Origin of the sequence: Microbacterium sp. NPDC012755, assembly GCF_042901325.1 — a bacterium.
GTDB classification, from domain to species: domain Bacteria; phylum Actinomycetota; class Actinomycetes; order Actinomycetales; family Microbacteriaceae; genus Microbacterium; species Microbacterium natoriense.
In genome coordinates this window covers 1,428,002-1,448,152 of the sequence record NZ_JBIBCT010000001.1, presented here as the reverse complement: position 1 = coordinate 1,448,152, position 20,151 = coordinate 1,428,002, and the positions used below count along the sequence as shown (strand labels likewise).

Below are 20,151 nucleotides of genomic sequence, written 5' to 3'. Positions count from 1 at the left end.
ATGACGCTCATCACCACACCCGCAGAACACACGGATGCCGCGGCATCCGCTCCCGCCCCGAAGCCGCGCTCGTTCAGCTGGGGCCAGCTCGTCGAGGCGCTGCCCGGCGCCCTGCGCAAGCTCAACCCCGCCTCTCTCGTGCGCAACCCCGTCATGCTGCTGGTCTGGGCCGGCGCCGCGTTCACGACCGTGCTCGCGATCGCCGAGCCGTTCCTGGGCGGCCCTGCCGAGTCCGGCGGCACGGCGGTGCCCCCGATCTTCACGTGGGGCATCGCGATCTGGCTGTGGTTCACGGTGCTGTTCGCGAACGTCGCCGAGTCGGTCGCCGAGGGGCGCGGCAAGGCCCAGGCGGCCAGCCTGCGCAAGACGCGCACGAGCACCATGGCCCGTCGCGTCGCACACTACGACCAGGCGACGGATGCCGCGGCCGAGCGCTCCGAGATCGTCGAGGTGTCGTCGGCCGAGCTGCAGCGCGACGACGTCGTGATCGTCACGGCGGGCGAGCTGATCCCCGGCGACGGCGACATCGTCGCGGGCATCGCGACCGTCGACGAGTCGGCGATCACGGGCGAGAGCGCCCCGGTGATCCGCGAATCGGGCGGCGACCGCAGCGCCGTGACGGGCGGCACACGGGTGCTGTCCGACCGGATCGTCGTGCGCATCACCTCGAAGCCCGGCGAGACCTTCGTCGACCGCATGATCGCGCTCGTCGAGGGGGCGAGCCGTCAGCGCACGCCCAACGAGATCGCGCTGAACATCCTGCTCGCGAGCCTGTCGATCGTGTTCGTCGTCGTCGTGCTCGCGCTCAACCCGATCGCGTCGTACGCGGCGTCTCCCGTCAGCATCCCGGTGCTGATCGCCCTGCTCGTGTGCCTCATCCCGACCACCATCGGCGCCCTGCTCTCCGCGATCGGCATCGCGGGCATGGACCGCCTCGTGCAGCGCAACGTGCTGGCGATGTCCGGTCGGGCCGTCGAGGCCGCGGGCGACGTGACGACGCTGCTGCTCGACAAGACCGGCACCATCACGTACGGCAACCGGCGTGCGCACGAGGTCCTGCCCCTGCCGGGCGTCGACGCCGATGAACTGCTGCGGGTCGCCGCTCTGTCGTCCCTCGCCGACCCCACCCCGGAGGGCGCGTCGATCGTCGAGCTGGCGACGGCGCGAGGCGTCCGCGTCGCCGAGCCGTCGGACGCCGTGGTCGTGCCGTTCACGGCGCAGACCCGCATGTCGGGGCTCGACCTCGTCGACGGCACGCAGATCCGCAAGGGCGCAGGCTCCGCTGTCGCCGCATGGCTGGGCGGGACGGCGGATGCCGAGCTCACCCGCCTCGTCGACGGCGTCGCGCAGAGCGGCGGGACCCCGCTCGTCGTCGCCGTGACCGCAGCCGACGGCGACGCCCGCATCCTCGGCGTCGTGCACCTCAAGGACATCGTCAAGGACGGACTCCGCGAGCGCTTCGACGAGCTGCGCAGCATGGGCATCCGCACCGTCATGATCACGGGCGACAACCCCCTCACGGCGGCGGCCATCGCGAAGGAGGCCGGTGTCGACGACTTCCTCGCCGAGGCCACCCCCGAGCAGAAGCTCGAGCTGATCCGCCGAGAGCAGGAGGGCGGACGCCTGGTCGCGATGACCGGCGACGGCACGAACGACGCCCCCGCGCTCGCTCAGGCCGACGTGGGCGTCGCGATGAACACCGGCACCTCGGCCGCGAAGGAGGCCGGCAACATGGTCGACCTCGACTCCGACCCGACCAAGCTCATCGACATCGTCCGCATCGGCAAGCAGCTGCTCATCACGCGCGGCGCGCTCACGACGTTCTCGCTCGCGAACGACATCGCGAAGTACTTCGCGATCATCCCCGCGATGTTCATGGGCGTGTTCCCCGGTCTCGCGGCGCTCAACGTGATGCAGCTGCACTCACCGGCATCCGCCGTGACCAGCGCGATCATCTTCAACGCCATCGTGATCGTCTTCCTCATCCCGCTCGCCCTCCGCGGCGTCGCCTACCGGCCGGCGAGCGCATCGCAGATCCTGCAGCGCAACCTGCTGATCTACGGCCTCGGCGGCGTCATCGCGCCGTTCATCGGCATCAAGCTCATCGACCTCGTCGTCAGCCTCATCCCGGGCTTCTGAAAGGCGCACACCATGTCCTCCACCCGCACCGCCCTGCGCACCACCGGCGTCGCCGTCCGTGCCATGCTCGTCCTCACCCTCCTCCTCGGCGTCGGCTACACGCTCCTCGTCACCGGCATCGGCCAGCTGCTGCTGCCCTGGCAGGCGAACGGCTCCGCGCTCCCCGGCGACAAGGGCAGCGCCCTGATCGGGCAGTCCTTCACGGATGCCGAGGGCAACGCCCTGCCGCAGTACTTCCAGTCCCGCCCGTCGGCCGCCGGCGACGGCTACGACGCGGGCGCGTCCAGCGGCAGCAACCTGGGGCCGGAGAACCCCGACCTCGTCGCCGCGATCCAGGAGCGCAAGACGGCCATCGCCGAGCGCGAGGGCGTGGATCCGGCGCAGGTGCCGGCCGACGCCGTGACGGCATCCGCCTCCGGTCTCGATCCGCACATCAGCGTCGCCTACGCCCTGCTGCAGGCGCCCCGCGTCGCCGCGGCGCGCGGACTCTCAGAGCAGGAGGTCACGGACCTCGTGGAGTCTAGGATTCAAGGGCGGGATCTGGGATTCCTCGGCGAGGAGCGCATCAACGTCGCCGAGCTCAACCTCGCACTCGACGAGCGGGAGAGCGAATGACGCCAGAGCGGACGGACCGCGAGCGGATGCCCCGCCGCGGTCGTCTTCGCGTGCTGCTCGGCGCCGCGCCAGGAGTCGGCAAGACCTTCGAGATGCTCGCCGAGGGGCGGCGCCTGCTGCAGGAGGGCCGCGACGTCGTGATCGCGGTCGTCGAGACCCACGGCAGGGCGGCCACCCTGGCGCAGACGATCGGCCTCCCCGAGATCCCCCGGCGCACGGCGGTGCACCGCGGCGTCGAGCTCACCGAGCTCGACCTGGAGGCGGTGCTCGAGAGGTCGCCCGAGATCGCCCTCGTCGACGAGCTCGCCCACACGAACATCCCCGGCTCCGCTCATCCGAAGCGCTGGCAGGACGTGGATGCGCTGCTCGACGCCGGCATCGACGTCATCACCACCGTCAACGTGCAGCACATCGAGTCGCTCAACGCGGTCGTCGAGAAGATCACGGGCATCACCCAGCAGGAGACGCTGCCGGATGCCGTGGTCCGCGGCGCCGACGAGATCGAGGTCGTCGACCTCGCGCCGCAGTCGCTGCGGGATCGGCTCTCCGCTGGCCTCGTCTACCCCGCCGAGCGGATCGACGCGGCCCTGTCGAACTACTTCCGGCTCGGCAACCTCACGGCGCTGCGCGAGCTCGCGCTGCTGTGGCTGGCCGACGAGGTCGACAGCGCCCTGCGCACCTACCGCGCCGAACAGGGCATCGAGGGCACCTGGCAGGCCCGCGAGCGCGTCGTCGTCGCGCTCACCGGCGGCCCCGAGGGCGAGACCCTGCTGCGCCGCGGCGCACGCATCGCCGCACGTTCGGCCGGAGGCGAGCTGCTCGCCGTGCACGTCACCGCCCAGGACGGACTCCGCGACGAGACCCCCGGCGCCCTCGCGGCCCAGCGGTCGCTCGTCGAGTCGCTCGGCGGCAGCTTCCACCAGATCATCGGCGACGACATCCCCGGCACGCTCGTCGAGTTCGCGCAGGGGGCGGACGCCACGCAGCTGGTCATCGGCGTCAGCCGGCGCAGCCGCCTCACCGCCGCCCTCACGGGACCGGGCATCGGCTCGGAGATCATCCGCCGCTCCGGCGACATCGACGTGCACATCGTGACCCACGCCGCCGCCGGCGGAAGAGTCGTGCTGCCCCGACTCAAGGGCGGAGCGCTCGGCTGGCGCCGAGAGGCCCTGGGCTTCGCCACCGCCCTCGTCTTCGGCCCGCTGCTCTCCTGGGTGATGTTCACCTTCCGCAGCCCGGAGTCGATCACCGCCGAGGTCCTCGCCTATCAACTGCTCGTGGTCGTCGTCTCGCTCGTCGGCGGACTGCGTCCGGCGGTGTTCGCCGCCGTGCTCTCCGGGATCACGCTGGACTTCCTCTTCGTCGCGCCGCTGTTCACCATCACGATCGCGCACCCACTGCACGCCCTCGCGCTCAGCCTGTATGTCGTCATCGCGATCCTGGTCAGCCTCATCGTCGACCAGGCCGCCCGCCGAGCACGCACGGCCCAGCGCGCCGCCGCCGAAGCCGAGCTGCTCGCCGCGGTCGCCGGCAACGTGCTCCGCGGAGACAACGCCGTGCTCGCGCTGGTCAGCCGCACGCGCGAGGCGTTCGGACTGAGCGGCGTGCGACTGCTGTCGCCGGAGGGCGAGCTGCTGGCCAGCGACGGCGAACCCGTGGCCGACGGCCGGGCGACGACCGTACCCGTCGGCCTGACCGTCACCGGGGCGCCTCGGGCCCTCCTCGAACTCAACGGCGCTCCGCTCGACGGCCCCGAGCGGCGACTGCTCGACGCCATCGTCGCGCAGCTGTCGGCGGCGATGGAGCACACCGACCTGCGCGCGACCGCACGCGAGGCCGAGGCGCTGGTCGAGACCGATCAGGTGCGCAGCGCCCTGCTCTCCGCGGTCAGCCACGATCTGCGCCGTCCGCTCGCCTCGGCGGTCGCGGCGATCGGCGGGCTCCGCGGGGCGCACGAGCTGTCGGCATCCGACCGCGACGAGCTGCTCGCCACGGCCGACGAGAGCCTCGCCACCCTGTCGACCCTCGTGACCGACCTGCTCGACGTGAGCCGCGTGCAGGCGGGGGTGCTCGCCGTCTCGGCCACGCGGATGGATGCCGCCGGCACCGTCCTCGCCGCGGTCGACGAGCTGGGCCTGGGGCCGGCAGATGTCGAGCTCGCCCTCGACCCCGACCTCCCCGCGCTGTACGCCGACCCCGTGCTTCTCCAGCGCGTGATCGTGAACGTGCTCGCGAACGCCCGCCGCCACTCGCCCGACGACACCAGGGTGATCATCTCCACCAGCGCCCTCGGCGACCGCGCGGAGATCAGGGTCATCGACCGCGGAGACGGCGTGCCCGTCGAGCGCCGCGACCGCATGTTCCAGCCCTTCCAGCGCTTCGGCGACACGGACAACACGACCGGCCTCGGCCTCGGTCTCGCCCTGTCGCGCGGGTTCACCGAGGGCATGGGCGGTAGCCTGACACCCGAGGACACCCCTGGAGGCGGACTCACGATGGTCATCTCCCTGCCGCTGGCCGCAGGACTCCCCGAGCCGGAGACGGAATGAAGCTTCTCATCGCCGACGACGACCCGCAGATGGTGCGGGCGCTGCGGATCACCCTCGCCGCCCACGGATACGAGGTCGTCGTCGCCCCCGACGGGGCCGCGGCCATCGCCGCCGCCGCCCAGACCCACCCCGACCTCATCATGCTCGACCTCGGGATGCCGCGGCTCGACGGCATCGAGGTGATCCAGGCGCTGCGCGGCTGGACGAACGTGCCGATCATCGTCGTCTCCGGGCGCACCGGCTCGGCCGACAAGGTCGAGGCGCTCGACGCCGGAGCCGACGACTTCGTCACCAAGCCGTTCCAGGTCGACGAGCTGCTCGCACGGCTGCGGGCGCTCTCCCGCCGCAGCGTGCCCGCGGGCGGCGAGTCGACCGTCGGCTTCGGCGACGTCGTCGTCGACCTGGCCACCAAGACGGTCACGCGCGCCGGTGCGCGGGTGCACCTGACCCCGACGGAGTGGCGGATGCTGGAGCACCTGTCACGGCATCCCGGCGCCCTGGTCACGCGGCAGGACCTGCTGAAGGAGATCTGGGGCAGCGAGCAGGTCTCCGACTCCGGGTACCTGCGGCTCTACATGTCGCAGCTGCGCAAGAAGCTCGAGGCCTCCCCCGGCGCGCCGGAGCACCTGCTCACCGAGTCCGGGATGGGCTACCGGCTCGTGCTCTGAGGCCCCTTCTCGCCTGAGACCACTCCTCGTCTGAGGCCTCTCTACGTCTGAGGCCGCTCTTCTGCGCCCCAGACCCGGAAGGTCAACCGAGATCCGGATGCTTCGGTCGACGGCATCCGGATCTCGAGCGATCCGCCGGCTACCGGGCGGACCCGGCGCACCGGACAGGGCGTCCGGGCGGGGAGAACCTATGCCGCGGATGCCGGCGCCGCAGCGGGAGCCCAGTGGAAGCGTTCGATAAAACCGGAGAGCCCGGGAACGCGATACAGGCCGAGCAGCAGCAGGTAGCCGAGCATCCCACCGGCGACGTTGGAGAGCAGGTCGTTGACGTCGGCGATGTGCCCTCCGGCGAAGTACTTCTGCGCAGCCAGCTGGATCAGCTCGATGCCGAGGCTCGTGCCGACCACCGCCAGGAGCACCTTCCCCCACGTCGGCTTCGCGAGCAGCAGCGGGACGAGCATCCCGAGCGGCACGAACACCGCCACGTTGATCAGCGCGTCCTCGATCTCGTAGTCGGCGAAGGGGATGAGTGCGAGTCCGGGGGTCCAGTCATCCGGGCCGATGATGGGGTTCACGAAGATCGGGAAGACCGTGTTCCCGACGATGCCGGCGGCGTACACGGCCAGGGCGGCGGCCACCAGCGCCCGCGGAACGGAGAGCAGCCGCTTCGCCACCAGGCGCCACAGCAGCAGCCCGAAGATCACGATGCCGAGGGGGATGACCACCGGCAGCACCGGAACCTGAACCTGCTCATAGACGCCTTGCACGATCGTCAACGCTAGCTGACTTCGTATGTGAGGTTTCCGAAGGCGCTACGCCATCGCGGCGTCGATGAGGACCTCGGCTGCTCCGCGTGCCTGCACGGCGACCTGCGGATCGGCGGAGATCGCCGCGGTGCTCTGGGCGCCCTCGGCGAGGATCGAGAGCTGCGCGGCGAGGGATGCCGGGGCGCCCGCCTCGACGACGAGGCCCGCCATGTACGCCTGGAACGAGGCCTTGTGCTCGCGGACGATCGTCGCGACCTCGGGGTTGGTGCCGCCGAGCTCGCCGAACGCGTTGATGAAGGCGCAGCCGCGGAAGTCGCCGGTGCAGAACCAGTCCTCCAGATAGCCGTAGACCGCGAGCAGCCGGGCACGCGGATCCGTGCCCGCATCCGCCACCGCCGCCGCCAGCGACGATTCCCATTCGCGGTGCTTGCGCTGCAGCACCGCGGCGACGATGTCGTTCTTCGCGGGGAACAGGGCGTACAGCCGCCGCAGCGACACGCCGGCGGCAGCCCGGAGCTCGTCCATGCCGACCGCCGCGTAGCCCTTGCGGTAGTAGAGCTCCTCGGCAGCGGAGAGGATGCGCTCGCTGGCGTCGTCTTCGGTCATTCCCCCAGTGTACTTGACACGAGAACGATCGTTCTCTAGATTGGAGCACATCGAGCGAGAACGATCGTTCTCACCGAATCGAAAGGACAGGATCATGGGTTACATCACCGTCGGACAAGAGAACAGCACCCCGATCGAGCTGTACTACGAAGACCAGGGAGCGGGCCAGCCGGTCGTGCTGATCCACGGCTACCCGCTCGACGGCCACAGCTGGGAGCGCCAAACCCGCGAGCTCCTCGCCCAGGGCTACCGGGTGATCACCTACGACCGCCGCGGCTTCGGCCAGTCCTCGAAGGTGAACTCCGGCTACGACTACGACACCTTCGCCGCCGACCTCAACACGGTCCTCGAGACCCTCGATCTGCGCGACGTCGTGCTCGTCGGCTTCTCGATGGGCACCGGAGAGCTCGCCCGCTACGTGGCGCGCTACGGCCACGACCGCGTCGCGAAGCTCGCCTTCCTCGCCTCGCTCGAGCCCTTCCTCGTACAGCGCGACGACAACCCCGAGGGCGTCCCGCAGGAGGTCTTCGACGGCATCGAAGCCGCCGCCAAGGGCGACCGCTTCGCGTGGTTCACCGACTTCTACAAGAACTTCTACAACCTCGACGAGAACCTCGGATCGCGCATCAGCGAGCAGGCCGTCACCGGCAGCTGGAACGTCGCGGTCGGCAGCGCCCCCGTCGCCGCCTACGCCGTGGTCCCGGCGTGGATCGAGGACTTCCGCGGCGACGTCGACGCCGTGCGCGCCGCCGGGAAGCCCACGCTGATCCTGCACGGCACGAAGGACAACATCCTCCCCATCGACGCGACCGCCCGTCGCTTCCACGAGGCCGTGCCCGCCGCCGACTACGTCGAGGTCGAGGGCGCCCCGCACGGGCTGCTCTGGACCCACGCCGACGAGGTCAACGCCGCTCTGAAGGACTTCCTCGCGAAGTGATCGGATGCCGCGGCGGCGCCCCCGTCGCGGCATCCCCCAGGTCGCACAGCCGGTCCCGTCCTTCGCGGATCGGCGACCGGGTGTGCGACCGGAGCGGAGGAGGACCGCTCAGCCGCGCATCGCGACGCCGCGGCGCCAGTAGCCCATGAAGGCCACCTGCCCGCGGTCGACGCCGAGGTCCTTCACCAGGTGCCGGCGCAGTGTGGTGACGACGCCGCTCTCACCCGCGATCCAGAAGTAGCGGTCGGCCGGCGCATCGGCCGCGGCGATCTCCTCGCCGAGGCCGGAGTAGTCGGGGGTCTCCCACAGGAGATCCTCGCCGTCGATGTCCTGCACCTCGAGGGCCGACGGGGCGTCGCCGAGATGGGCGAGCACCGCGGGCATCAGCGCCGATCCGTGCAGCTCGCCCTCGGCCCGGGGCAGCCAGGTGACCTCGACGCCCGAGGGCGCATCGATCGAGAGGATGTCGGATGCCGTCGGCACCTCGATGAACGCGGTGCCGCGGAGCTCGCGCGGGGCGTCCTCCAGGATGCGGGCGATCGCCGGCGCCGCGGTCTCGTCTCCGGCCAGCAGCACCGACCTCGCGGTGCCCGGCGCGAACTCCGCCCCGCCGTGCACGCTCGCGGGGATGCCGCGACGCGGCCCGACGATGAACACCGGCTGGCCGACCTCGGCGGAGCTCGCCCAGGTCGACGCGGGGCCGGTGAGGCCGGGCTCGAGATGCAGCACGAAGTCGACGACCACCTCGGTGCCGGCATCCGTCACCCTCAGCTCGCGCACGGAGTAGGTGCGCATCGATCCGCGCTCCTCCTCCGGCACGGCGAGGTAGGAGCCCCACCAGTCGTCGGAGTCGCGGTCGATCGCCGGGATCGCATGCGGCGCGGGCGGGAAGATGATCTTGATCCGCGCGTCGAAGACGTCGCCGGGCGTGCCGAACTCGTCGAGATCCTCGCCGCCGAAGGTGATCCGCACGAAGTTCGGCGACACCCGGTCGACCGCGCGCACCTCGGTCAGGGCGAGCGCGTAGGTCGGACGGGCCTTGGTCTCTGCAGCGGTGGTGGTCTCAGCGGACATGATGCCTCCCGATGGGTGTGACGAGCGGTGTCCCCGACACCGGGTCGATGGTGACGTGGTTGGCGAGCCCGAAGACCTCGCGGACCAGCTCGGCGGTGACGACCTCGTGCGGGGTGCCGACGGCGTGCACGCGGCCGTCCTTCATGGCGACGAGCTCGTCGGCGTAGCGGGCGGCGAGGTTGAGGTCGTGCAGCACCATCACGATCGTGGTGCCGCGCGAGACGCTGAGGTCGGTGAGCAGATCGAGCACCTCGACCTGATGGGCGACGTCGAGGAAGGTGGTCGGCTCGTCGAGCAGCAGGATGTCGGTCTCCTGCGCGAGAGCCATCGCGATCCACACGCGCTGGCGCTGCCCGCCGGAGAGCTCGTCGACGCTGCGGTCGGCGAGCTCGGTCGTTCCGGTCGCGGCGAGGGCGTCGGCCACCACCTCGTAGTCGTGCGCGGTCCAGCGCGACAGCATCCTCTGGTGCGGATGCCGGCCGCGTCCGACGAGGTCGGCCACGGCGATCCCCTCCGGAGCGACGGGCGACTGCGGCAGCAGCCCGAGGACCCGTGCGACCTCCTTGGTCGGCCGCGCGTGCAGGGACGTGCCGTCGAGCACGATCTGCCCCGAGGTCGGCGAGAGCAGGCGCGCCAGCGCGCGCAGCAGCGTCGACTTGCCGCATCCGTTCGCCCCGACGATCGTGGTGATCCTGCCGGGGGCGATCTGCAGAGCGAGCCCGTCGATGATGGTGCGGTCTCCGTAGGCGAGGGTCACGGCCTCGGCCGACAGGGTGTGCGCCTCGGTCACAGGGAGCCTCCCGAGCGGTTGGTGCGGATGAGCAGGTAGATCAGGTACGGAGCGCCGAGCACGCCGGTGATGACGCCGACCGGGTAGCGCTCCCCGAAGGCGAACTGGCCGATCAGGTCGCCGCCGAGCACCAGCACGGCGCCGACGAACGCGCTCGGCAGGAGCAGGTTCGCGCCGGGCCCGGTGAGGCGGGCGGCGATGGGACCCGCCATGAACGCCACGAAGGCGATCGGCCCCGTGGCCGCGGTGGCGAAGGCGAGCAGCGCGACCGCTCCGAGGATGAACAGCAGACGCGTGGGGGTCACGCGCACGCCGAGCCCCGCGGCCGAGTCGTCGCCCAGCTGCATCGCGCCCATCGCCCTGCCCTGCAGGAGCATGAGCGGCAGGATCACCGCGGAGGCGATCGCGAGAGGGATGACGCGCTCCCAGGAGGCGTTGTTCAAGCTGCCCGTGAGCCACTGCATCGCCGTCTGGATGTCCCACTGCGCCGCCCGCGACAGCAGATAGGAGATCACGCTCTGCAGCATGGCCGCGACGCCGATCCCGATGAGGATCAGCCGGGTGCCCGCGAAGCCGCCCTTGATCGACAGCAGGTAGATCGCCCCGGCGGTGAGCAGCGCCCCGCCGAGCGCGAGCAGCGAGACCGCCGGCCCGCTCAGCGAGAGCACCACGATGCCGATGACCGCAGCGGCTCCCGCACCGTCGGCGATGCCGATGATGTCGGGGGAGGCGAGCGGGTTGCGCAGGAGGGTCTGGAAGCAGACCCCGGCGATGCCGAACGCGAAACCGGCGAGCACCGCGAGCACCGAGCGCGGCAGCCGCAGCTCGCCGACGGTGAAGGAGGCGCCGGGGACCGTCTGCCCGAGGATGACGCGCACGACCTCGCTCGGACCGTAGAAGGTGTTGCCCACCATGAGCGCGACGGCCAGCAGCGCGAACACCAGGACGCCCAGCGCGATCGTCGTGCGCGCATGCCTGCGGTGGCGGGAGCGGCGCCCCGCGATCACGGCGGCGGCGCGGTCGGTCGCGGCGAGCACCGCGGTCTCGGTGGCGGTCACAGTTCACGCACCTTCTGGCGGCGGACGATCCAGATGAAGAAGGGGGCGCCGAGGACGGCGGTGATGATGCCGACCTGGATCTCCTCGGACGAGGGGGCGATCACGCGGCCGATGACATCGCTCGCGAGCAGGAGCGCGGAGCCGGTGAGAGCCGAGAACGGCAGGAGCCAGCGGTGGTCGGTGCCGATGAGCATCCGGCAGGCGTGGGGCACGATGAGGCCGACGAAACCGATCGGACCCGCGATCGCCGTCGCCGCGCCCGCGAGGATCACCGCACCGAGCGCCGAGACGAGTCGCGTGCGGAACACGTGCTCGCCGAGACCGGCGGCCATGTCGTCGCCGAGGGCGAGGGAGTTCATGCCCCGCGCGCTGGCGATGCAGATCAGCGCGCCCGCCGCGAGCACGGGAGCGGTGATCGCGATACGCGGCCATTCGGCGCCGCCGACGCCGCCGACCTGCCAGGACTGGAACGCCGGGAGCAGATCGACGCGGGGCAGCATGATCGCGCTGATGAGCGAGGCGAACGCCGCCGAGGTGGCGGCGCCCGCGAGAGCGAGCTTGAGCGGCGTCGCTCCGCCGCGGCCGAGGGAGCCGACCGTGTAGACGAAGGCGGCGGCCGCCGCCGCGCCGACGATGGCGAGCGCCATCTGCCCGTACGGCTCGGTGAGGCCGAAGAACGCGAGGCCCACGACCACCGCGAGAGCGGCGCCGTTGGTGACGCCGAGGATGCCGGGGTCGGCGACCGGGTTGCGGGTCACGGCCTGCATCGCGGCACCCGAGAGAGCGAGGGCGGCGCCGACGAGGATCGCCAGCACGGTGCGCGGGACGCGCTTGACGATGGCGGCCTGCGGGATCGTCTCATCGTGCCCGGAGAGGGCGGCGAGGATGTCGGACAGGCCGACCTCGCGCACCCCGAAGGACACGGAGAGGATGCCGAGCACGACGATGAGTGCGACGCCGGCGAGGAGCCAGGCGGTGCGCACCACGACCGGGCGCCGCAGGTCTGCGGCGCCCGGTCTCCCGCTGGTCGCGGTGGTGATGGTGGAGCTCACGATGAGGTTGTTCCGCTGACGCGGACCCGATGTCAGCTCGCGGCGAGCGGCTTCGCCAGCACGGCGAGGTAGTCGTCGAGACCCCACGGGATCGACAGCGGCGACGGGTTGGCTGATGCCGCGAGCGGCGTCGCGTCGCCGAGCACGGCGATGCGCCCCTCGGCGATGGCGGGGATCTTCGACAGCAGCGGGTCGGCCTGGAGCACGGGGATGATCGACTCGTCGCCGTAGACGACGAAGACGTCGACGTCCTGGAACTTCTCCGCCTCCTCCGAGCTCACCGTCTGGTAGAACTCGGTGCTGTCGGCGCTCTCCTCGACGATCGAGGGGTACGGCAGTCCGAGGTTGTCGTGCAGGTAGCCGGGGCGCGTGTCGACGGCGTTGTAGAAGCCGATCTGGCTGAGGTCGGACGCGTCGATGTAGGAGAACAGCAGCTTCTTGTCTTTGAGCACGCTGTGCGCCTCGAGCGCGGCATCCGCCTCGGCCTTCAGATCGCCGATCAGCTTCTCGCCCGACGTGGAGAGGCCGATGGCCTTCGCGTCGAGACGGATCATGTCGTCGATCGAGGTGCCCCACGCGACGTCGGGGTAGGCGACGACGGGCGCGATCTTGGAGAGCGTGTCGTACTGCTCCTGCGTCAGACCGGAGTAGGCGGCGAGGATCACGTCGGGCTTGGTGTCGGCGACGGCCTCGTAGTCGATGCCGTCGGTCTCGTCGAACAGCACGGGGGTGTCGGCGCCGAGCTCGTCGAGCTTGTCCTCGACCCAGGGCAGCACGCCGTCGCCGTCATCGTCGCCCCAGGTCACCTTGGCCATGCCGACGGGCACGATGCCGAGGGCGAGCGGGACCTCCTGGTTCGACCAGGCGACCGTGGCGACCCGCTCGGGCTGCTTCTCGATCGTGGTCTCGCCGTAGGCGTGGGCGATGGTCACGGGGAACGTGCCGTCGGCGACGACCCCTGAGGAGTCGGCGGAAGACGTGGGCGCACCTCCGGAAGTGGTGGACCCCGCGCAGGCGGTGAGGCTCAGGGCGAGCGCGGCGGCTGCGCCGAGGGCGAGGAGACGGGAGGTGCGCACAGGCGTTCCCTTCGGTTCGGGTGAGGGGGCGTGGCGCTGTTCGCGCCGGAAGGCTTTGGTAAGCCTGGCCTAACCTAACACAAACGTTTAGGTCACCCTAACTCTCCCGTAACGCAGAAACCGGCCGGACCCGTGAGGGTCCGGCCGGTTCAGGAAGTCAGCGCGCGCTCAGAGAGCGCGGATGTTCGCCGCCTGCATGCCCTTGGGGCCACGCTCAGCGTCGAATTCGACCTTCTGGTTCTCGCGGAGCTCCTTGAAACCGGAGCCGGCGATAGCCGAGTAGTGGGCGAAGAGGTCGTCCGAGCCGTCATCAGGAGCGATGAAGCCGAAGCCCTTCTCCGCGTTGAACCATTTCACAGTGCCAGTGGCCATGTGTTTCTACTTTCTGTTGAAATGACCGCTTTCGCAGTCTGCGCCGCGGCGGAACATCCACCGCGCGCGCTCCGTCACCGTACCACGCCCGGCTGACAGTCTGCTCGTTCATTCCCCCGGGACGAAGAAGCAGCCCGAGGCGTCCGTGGTCGTGGCCGCCATCAGGTCGTCCATCTCATCCATCCGGCGCTGCGTCATCACGAAGGTCTGCGGGTCGGACAGGAAGGCGATGAACACCAGACCCGCCCCGCTCGGCGGGTCGAAGCTGTAGCTGCGGCGCAGCATCAACGGGCGTCCGATGTGCGACGGGTGCGCACGGCGCGCGTGGCTCGCCGCCGGGGTGAGCAGCCTCCCGTCCGCGGTCTTCGCGAACAGGTCGACCTCGTCGTCGGGGCCGCCGCCCGACAGCGGGGCGCCGGTGTCGCGCGAGCGCCCGACGGCCTGCTCCTGCGCAGCCACGGGCTGCGCGGTGAACGACGCGGAGATGAGCATGCGACGGACCACCAGGTGCGTGTCGTGGTGGGCGGCATCCGTCCAGACCCCGGCCTCGCGCAGCTCTGCGGTGCGCGGGTTGACGATCCCGTCGATGAAGCCGGTCGAGGTCCGCGCCGTGCCGTGCGGGGTCGGGGCGTCGCGGTAGCCCGCCTGCTGCCACACGATCCTCGCGCTGAGAGCCGCGACCACCGCGTCCGCGGCATCCCGCGCTCCGGATGCCGTCTCGGCGCACACCTGCACCGCGAGGTCTCCTCCCGTCACGATGGCGGGATCGTCGTGCGCGAACGCGGGGAGGTCGGATGCCGCGGCGGCGCGCTCCGGCCACAGCGTCAGCGCGTGCACCGGGGCGTAGCCCACGGTCACCGTCACCTCGCCGGCATCCGGCGGGGACTCGACGCGCGACGCGGCGGCGACCAGCGCGGGGAGAGCGGCCGACTCCACCCCGTCGAGCGCGAGGACGCGCAGCGCGAGGTGCCGCTGCGGCACGTCGGGGAAGGTGATGCCGGGGCGCCGGTCGGCGTGCGGCGCCGGCGATGCGGATGCCGTCGGGGCTCCCTCCGCGGTCGATGCGTCTCCGTCGACCCCGCGCAGCAGCCAGCCGGTCGCGCCCGCGGCGACCGCGGTCCCTGCGGCGACGGCGGCCCCGACGAAGAACCCGCGGCGGGTGGGCCCCGTTCCCTCGTCAGCCATCCGCGTCCCCGAGCTCCAGCCCGGCCGGTCGCGGAAGCGGCGCGTCGTCGGTGAGGAGGATCACGAGGCGCTCGTCGTCTCCGGCATCCATCCGGCGCAGCCGTCCGTCGCCGTCGAGCCAGAGCCTCGTCACCGCGTCGCCCCCGCCGTCGACGCTCGGCAGCCGGAACACCTGCTGCTGCTCACCGTCCACCTCGACCTCGCCGAGGTGACGCGCATCGGACTGCCGCAGCAGCTGCGCGTTCTCCGGCCGGTCGGCGGCGAGCGCGAAGACCACCGACAGCGCGGGGTCGGGGGCGGCCTCGGTCTGCCACTGTCCGTCGACCTGCCGCAGGAACGCCGTGGGCGAGAACGCCACGGTCTCCTCCACGGCCAGTGACGAGGGCCCGCGGAGCATGGCGCCCCACGCGGCGTGGCCCACCGGATCGAGGGTGACCTCGTACTCGCGGTGATCCACGTCGTCATCCGCGAGCATGGTGATGTGCAGCACGACATCGCCTCTGCTGGCGACCTGGAACCGCGTCTGCGCGAGCAGCTCCGACTGTGCGACCGTCAGCGGCTCACCCTCGTCAGACAACCCGGCCTGGCACCCGGTCAGGAGCAGCACGGATGCCGCGACCGCCGCGACGGCGGCGAGCATCCGCCTCACGACCCCGACTCCGCCAGAAGATCGGCCGACGGCACCGACACGGCGCTGAGATCGGGCATCTCGACCGTGCGCGGCAGCGTGCGGGGCGTGTCGTCGACGTCGTCGAGTCCGGGGCGCTGAGGCGGCAGGGCGACCTTCGAGAACATGATGCCCGCCGGCCCCGGCGCCTGCGTGAACGAGCCCGGCGCCGTCGCGCATCCGCTCAGCCCCGCGGGAACGGTCGTCGCAGAGGCGTCCAGGGTGAAGCAGTTGTCCGAGCCCGCGGCCCGCTCGTTCGGCGCGAAGGCGACGTCGAGAGCGTTCCCCGCGAAGACGTCACCCGCGAGAGAGGTGCCGGTGGGGGCGAAGTCCTCCGACGACGTCACCCACACCCCGGCCGCGCTGTGCCCCGTGATGAGGTTCGCCGTGACGACGGCATCCACCGTCCCGCCCAGTCCGACGCCGACGCCGAACGCGCCGCCCGCCTGCTCCGGCGTCCGCGCCTCGTTGTTGTCGGCGATCACGTTGCCGACGATCTGCACGCCCGCGGTCGGCCCGTGCGCCTCGAGGTAGTTGCTGAGCACGCTGATGCCGATGCGGTTGCGCACGATCCTGTTGCCCGTGATGACGACGCCCGATGCGTTGGCGAGCTCGAGCCCCGCGGCGTTCATCGTGATGACGTTGTCCTGCACGAGCGCTGCGCACTGCTCGCACTGACCCACATAGATGCCCGAGTCCGAGCCGCCGCTGGCGAGGTTGTCGCGGATCACCCCGTCGGTGCGGTTGAAGGCGTAGATGCCGTACAGGCCGTTGTTGTTCGCCGTGACCCGCTGCACCAGATAGCCGGGCACCGGCGGCGGGCTCTGATCGGGGAGGTAGCCGTCGGGGCCCCGCGCGATGCCGGCGCCGTTCTCGTCGGTGACACCCGTGATGAGAACGCCGTTCTGCAGGAAGTTGCGGACGGTGAGGTTCTCGACCGTGATCCGCTCCCCCGTGCCGACGACGCCGTTGCTGCGGGTGAGCTCGCCGTCGAGGACCACCGCGTTGCGATCCTCGCCCCGCACGGTCACGTCGTCGCCGCGCACGTCCAGGCTCTCGGTGTAAGTGCCGGGGGCGATCAGGATGATGCCGCCATCGGCGACGAGCGCGCCGGCATCCGTCAGCGACGCGTCCTGCGGGACGCGCACGACGTCCTTCTTCTCCTGGAGATCGGGGGACGCTCCGGCCGCGCAGCCGACGAGGGATGCCGCAGCCAGGAGCACTGCCACCAGGACGGGGGCGACTCTCTTCACGTGAGCACGCTACCGGCGAGGACGCGACGCCTCGGGCGCCACACCGGCCTGTGACCCCCGAAAGGGGTCACAGAGCTTGCGCGCTGATCGGGAACTCGCGCCGGCCCGACGTCAGCGGCTGACGAGATCACCCGCGGCGAGTGAGCGCTGAGCCACCACGGCCGCCTCCGTGCGCGTGCTCACGCCGAGCTTGCGCAGCACCGCCGACACGTGCACGCTCACCGTCTTGACGCTGATGAAGAGCCGCTCGCCGATCTGCCTGTTGCTGAGTCCCTCGGCGATCAGGTCGAGCACCTGGTGCTCTCGCGCGGTCAGCGCATCGGCATCCGACGCCGCACTCGTGCCGAGCCCCGCGGCCGCCGCGAAGGCCGCGACGGCGGACTGCAGCTGCACGTGACCGAGCCCCTCGGCGATCTCGGCCGCCCTGCCCAGAAGGGAGGCGGCTTCGACGCGGTCGCCCGCGGAGACGAGCAGGCGCGCGAGCGCGAGTCGGGTGACCGCGCGGAACACGACCGGCACGTCGTCGCCGTCGGCGAGTGCGATCGCCGCGCGGAGACCGGACGTGCTCGGCGCGAGCAGCGCGTCGAGGAGAGCCGACCAGGAGTCGCCCCTGAGCTGCTCGCCCTGCGCATCCCAGGCCGCGCGCACGGCGGCGACGGCGGCGGTCACGTCGACGCCCTGGGCCCGCAGCTCGGCGATGATCCACCCCGACTGCAGCATGAGACGCCGCTGGTGCAGCAGCACGGGCCCGTCGTCGCGGAGCATCGCGAGGATCGCATCGAGCGCGCCGGGGAGATCGCCCCTGCTCTCGGCGACCGCGACCGTCATGACGGTGATGTCGTACCAGATCTGCCGCTCGACGGTCCCCGTCTCCTGGAACGCGGACAACGACTCGTTCAGCAGCTCGGCGGCCTCCTCGTGCCGCCCGCGCCACGACAGCACCCGCACGCGCGTCATCGTGGTGTACATGCGGAACACCCGCAGCGTGTTCTGCGAGAGCTCGCGGCGGAGCATCTCCTCCACGCGCTCGATCTCGCCGAGCTCGAGCAGCGGCACGGCCATGTTCTGCGTCATCACCGAGCCGGAGGTGCGCTCGACGCCGAAGGTGCGCGACCGCGCCAGCCCCTCTTCTGCGAGCGCGACGGCCTCGCGGTACCGGCCGAGCAGCGTCAGCAGGTCGGAGTAGTTCACGCGGTAGCGCAGCTCGGCGGTCGAGCCTTTGGCGAGGGTGCGGGCGAGCTCGTACTCGCGGGCGCCGACGTCGAGGTCTCCGCCGTGGGCCGAGGAGGCCGCCCGCACGTTCGCGGCGATCGAGGCCTCGTCGTCGGACCCCGCGCGGGCCGCGAACTCCCCGGCCTCGACGCCGAGCGCGTACCCGCGGTCGAGGTCTCCGGCGATCATGTACCTGCTCGCGAGGTTGTTGAGGATCGTCGCACGCAGACGGTCGTCGTCGACCCTCCCGTCGAGCACCGCCAGGGATTCGTGCAGCAGCGCGATCGCCCCTGGCCGCCCGAGGTTCATCGTGTAGTACGCCTTGTCGCGCAGCAGCCGCGCGTGCAGACGAGGATCGACGGCGGCCGGATCGAGCTCGCCGAGAGCCACGTTCACGACGGCGAGCGCGCGTTCGCCGTCTCCGGCGTTGCGCAGGATCGACCCCAGCACCAGCAGCAGGTCGAGCCGTTCGATGTGCGCGGCCTCCGCGGCATCCGGAACCTGCGCCCACAGGCCGAGCGCCAGCTCGCCGAACCGCGCCGCACTCGCGAAGGCGAACCGGGCCTTCGCATGGCGCATGGCGTCGACGGCGGCGATCAGCGCCCTTCGGTCGTCTTGCGCGAGCTGCCAATGGTACGCGAGGGCCGCGGCATCGGCGCTGTCGCTGCCGTCGCACTGCGCCTCCAGCGTCTCGGCGTACGCCCGATGCAGCCGCGCGCGCTCACCGGGGAGGAGGTCGTCGTGCACGGCCTCTCGCAGCAGCGCGTGGCGGAAGCGGTAGTCGTCGTCTGCGACCACGAGGATGCCGCTGCGCGTCGCCTCCCGCACGGCCTCGTCGAGCCGGTCGTCGGGCACGGTGGCGAGCTCGACCAGCAGCGGATGGGACAGCGGACGCTCGGCGCCGGACGCCACCTGGACCACGCGGCGGGCGTCGTCGGAGAGGCGGTCGAACCTCGCGAGCAGGAGATCGCGCAGCCCGTCGGGGAGAGGGCCCTTCGAGCATCCGGCGATCTCCTCCACGAAGAACGGCACCCCCTCGGCCCGCTCCTGGATGCGGTCGAGAGCCGGCGCGCTCAGGGCATGGCCGGTGATCTGCTCGGCGATCTCCCGCACGGCGTCGATGTCGAGGCGCTCCAGGGACACGCGCTCGAGGAGGCGCGCCCTGGTGGCCTCGCCGATGAAGCGGCTCACCGCGTCGCCGCGGCGCACGTCGTCGGAGCGGCAGGTCAGCAGAAGGAGGATGCGCCCCCGCCCGAGGGCGCGCAGCAGGAAGGAGAGGATCGCGAGGGTGGATTCGTCGGCCCAGTGCAGGTCTTCGACGACGAGAACCTGCGGAGCGCGTTCGGACGCGCACTCGATGAGGCTCGCGATCGCGTCGCGCAGCCGTTCGGGGCTCGTGCTCGCCCTGTCGTCGGACGTGGAGGCGAGCTCGGGCAGCAGCATGCCCAGCGCGTCGGCGCCGGCCCCGACGACCTCGCGCACCCGCTCGACGCCGACCGTCTGCACGATCGAGCGCAGGATGCCGGTGAGCGGACCGTACGGCGAGCGCGCGGCGCCGAGATCGAGGCACCAGCCGACGTGGATGTCGGCCCGGTTCTCGATCTCGTCGGCGAACTCGCGCAGCAGCCGGGACTTGCCGATGCCCGCCTCGCCCTCGACGAGGAGGGCGGTCGGCACCCCGCCGCTCGCGCGCTCGAAGAGCAGGCGCACGTGCGCGAGATCGGCGTCGCGGCCGACCATCGGAGCGCTCGGAGCGAGAGGGGGCATGGACTCATCGTGCCACTCCCGTCGGACATCCGGGGCTGCTGTCGGCAGAACGATCGTCACCGTGCGGCGACCGGCTCGCAGGTCGTCGGCGACGGGCTCTGCGCACGCGTGCGCGACCCCGCGGCGAGACGACCCAGCATCCGCCGGATCACGCCCTGCGGGCGGGCGACGATCTGATCGGCGTGCTCGGCGATGAACCGCGCGCGCTCGGCGGAGCGCTCCATCTGCTCCTGCTCGAACCGGGTGATCTGCTGGCTGAGGTACGGGTGCTCGTACATGGGGGTTCTCCTCTGTGGGTGTATGCCTACACTCCGCTCTGAGGCGGGACCCCGGCATCGGGCACCTTCCCTATCTTTCGGACGGG

General features: G+C 71.4%; 18 protein-coding genes. 5 read left to right on the top strand and 13 right to left on the bottom strand.

Annotation, left to right across the window (positions count from 1 at the left end; genetic code table 11):
- Genes kdpB through ACFY5A_RS06850 form a run of 4 tightly spaced genes read left to right on the top strand, consistent with a single transcriptional unit; the run spans position 1 to position 5,971 of the window.
- Complete coding sequence (gene kdpB, locus ACFY5A_RS06865) at positions 1 to 2,139, top strand: potassium-transporting ATPase subunit KdpB (protein ID WP_387232601.1); 2,139 nt, start codon at positions 1 to 3, stop codon at positions 2,137 to 2,139.
- A gap of 12 nt (positions 2,140 to 2,151) precedes the next feature.
- Positions 2,152 to 2,754, top strand: coding sequence for a K(+)-transporting ATPase subunit C (kdpC, locus tag ACFY5A_RS06860; protein WP_387232598.1), 603 nt, complete (start codon positions 2,152 to 2,154; stop codon positions 2,752 to 2,754).
- A gap of 26 nt (positions 2,755 to 2,780) precedes the next feature.
- Positions 2,781 to 5,303 (top strand): ATP-binding protein, encoded by a 2,523-nt coding sequence (locus tag ACFY5A_RS06855; protein ID WP_387235903.1) that lies wholly within the window; start codon positions 2,781 to 2,783, stop codon positions 5,301 to 5,303.
- Positions 5,300 to 5,971: a response regulator gene (locus ACFY5A_RS06850; RefSeq protein WP_105673172.1), complete on the top strand. Its 672-nt coding sequence runs from the start codon at positions 5,300 to 5,302 to the stop codon at positions 5,969 to 5,971. Before ACFY5A_RS06855 ends, ACFY5A_RS06850 begins: the two co-directional genes overlap by 4 nt.
- A gap of 188 nt (positions 5,972 to 6,159) precedes the next feature.
- On the opposite strand, the gene ACFY5A_RS06845 is transcribed toward ACFY5A_RS06850, so the two are convergent.
- Positions 6,160 to 6,738, bottom strand: a complete 579-nt coding sequence (locus ACFY5A_RS06845) for a VanZ family protein (protein ID WP_341940566.1) — start codon at positions 6,736 to 6,738, stop codon at positions 6,160 to 6,162.
- 45 nt (positions 6,739 to 6,783) lie between these two features.
- Positions 6,784 to 7,344, bottom strand: coding sequence for a TetR/AcrR family transcriptional regulator (locus tag ACFY5A_RS06840; RefSeq protein WP_387232594.1), 561 nt, complete (start codon positions 7,342 to 7,344; stop codon positions 6,784 to 6,786).
- 94 nt (positions 7,345 to 7,438) lie between these two features.
- Here ACFY5A_RS06840 and ACFY5A_RS06835 point away from each other — a divergent pair, with 94 nt between their 5' ends.
- Entirely contained in the window at positions 7,439 to 8,281 is an 843-nt protein-coding gene (locus ACFY5A_RS06835; protein ID WP_223587271.1) for an alpha/beta fold hydrolase, read from the top strand.
- 108 nt (positions 8,282 to 8,389) lie between these two features.
- Here ACFY5A_RS06835 and ACFY5A_RS06830 read toward each other — a convergent pair whose 3' ends face one another.
- From ACFY5A_RS06830 to ACFY5A_RS06780, 11 genes are all read right to left on the bottom strand, one after another.
- Positions 8,390 to 9,355: a siderophore-interacting protein gene (locus ACFY5A_RS06830; RefSeq protein ID WP_386948812.1), complete on the bottom strand. Its 966-nt coding sequence runs from the start codon at positions 9,353 to 9,355 to the stop codon at positions 8,390 to 8,392.
- Complete coding sequence (locus ACFY5A_RS06825; protein ID WP_341940569.1) at positions 9,345 to 10,145, bottom strand: ABC transporter ATP-binding protein; 801 nt, start codon at positions 10,143 to 10,145, stop codon at positions 9,345 to 9,347. The genes ACFY5A_RS06830 and ACFY5A_RS06825 overlap by 11 nt, the downstream gene beginning before the upstream one ends.
- Positions 10,142 to 11,203, bottom strand: coding sequence for an iron chelate uptake ABC transporter family permease subunit (locus ACFY5A_RS06820; RefSeq protein WP_223587272.1), 1,062 nt, complete (start codon positions 11,201 to 11,203; stop codon positions 10,142 to 10,144). The genes ACFY5A_RS06825 and ACFY5A_RS06820 overlap by 4 nt, the downstream gene beginning before the upstream one ends.
- Positions 11,200 to 12,255 carry an iron ABC transporter permease gene (locus ACFY5A_RS06815; RefSeq protein WP_341940570.1) on the bottom strand — a complete coding sequence of 352 codons (1,056 nt, stop codon included), beginning with the start codon at positions 12,253 to 12,255 and terminating at the stop codon, positions 11,200 to 11,202. Before ACFY5A_RS06815 ends, ACFY5A_RS06820 begins: the two co-directional genes overlap by 4 nt.
- A gap of 32 nt (positions 12,256 to 12,287) precedes the next feature.
- The gene (locus ACFY5A_RS06810; protein ID WP_341940571.1) at positions 12,288 to 13,331 is read right to left on the bottom strand and encodes an iron-siderophore ABC transporter substrate-binding protein; all 1,044 of its coding nucleotides are present in this window, start codon (positions 13,329 to 13,331) and stop codon (positions 12,288 to 12,290) included.
- A 168-nt stretch (positions 13,332 to 13,499) separates the two neighbouring features.
- Complete coding sequence (locus ACFY5A_RS06805) at positions 13,500 to 13,703, bottom strand: cold-shock protein (RefSeq protein ID WP_017831237.1); 204 nt, start codon at positions 13,701 to 13,703, stop codon at positions 13,500 to 13,502.
- A 108-nt stretch (positions 13,704 to 13,811) separates the two neighbouring features.
- A complete protein-coding gene (locus tag ACFY5A_RS06800; RefSeq protein WP_341940573.1) occupies positions 13,812 to 14,888 on the bottom strand; it encodes a Dyp-type peroxidase in 1,077 nt (358 codons plus the stop codon).
- Complete coding sequence (locus ACFY5A_RS06795; protein ID WP_387232588.1) at positions 14,881 to 15,528, bottom strand: hypothetical protein; 648 nt, start codon at positions 15,526 to 15,528, stop codon at positions 14,881 to 14,883. The genes ACFY5A_RS06800 and ACFY5A_RS06795 overlap by 8 nt, the downstream gene beginning before the upstream one ends.
- Positions 15,529 to 15,533: 5 nt before the next feature.
- Positions 15,534 to 16,808: a right-handed parallel beta-helix repeat-containing protein gene (locus ACFY5A_RS06790; RefSeq protein ID WP_387232585.1), complete on the bottom strand. Its 1,275-nt coding sequence runs from the start codon at positions 16,806 to 16,808 to the stop codon at positions 15,534 to 15,536.
- Between the two features lie 111 nt (positions 16,809 to 16,919).
- Positions 16,920 to 19,787: an AAA family ATPase gene (locus tag ACFY5A_RS06785; RefSeq protein ID WP_387232582.1), complete on the bottom strand. Its 2,868-nt coding sequence runs from the start codon at positions 19,785 to 19,787 to the stop codon at positions 16,920 to 16,922.
- Positions 19,788 to 19,843: 56 nt separating this feature from the next.
- Positions 19,844 to 20,065, bottom strand: a complete 222-nt coding sequence (locus ACFY5A_RS06780; RefSeq protein WP_223587279.1) for a hypothetical protein — start codon at positions 20,063 to 20,065, stop codon at positions 19,844 to 19,846.
- Positions 20,066 to 20,151 lie beyond the last annotated feature (86 nt).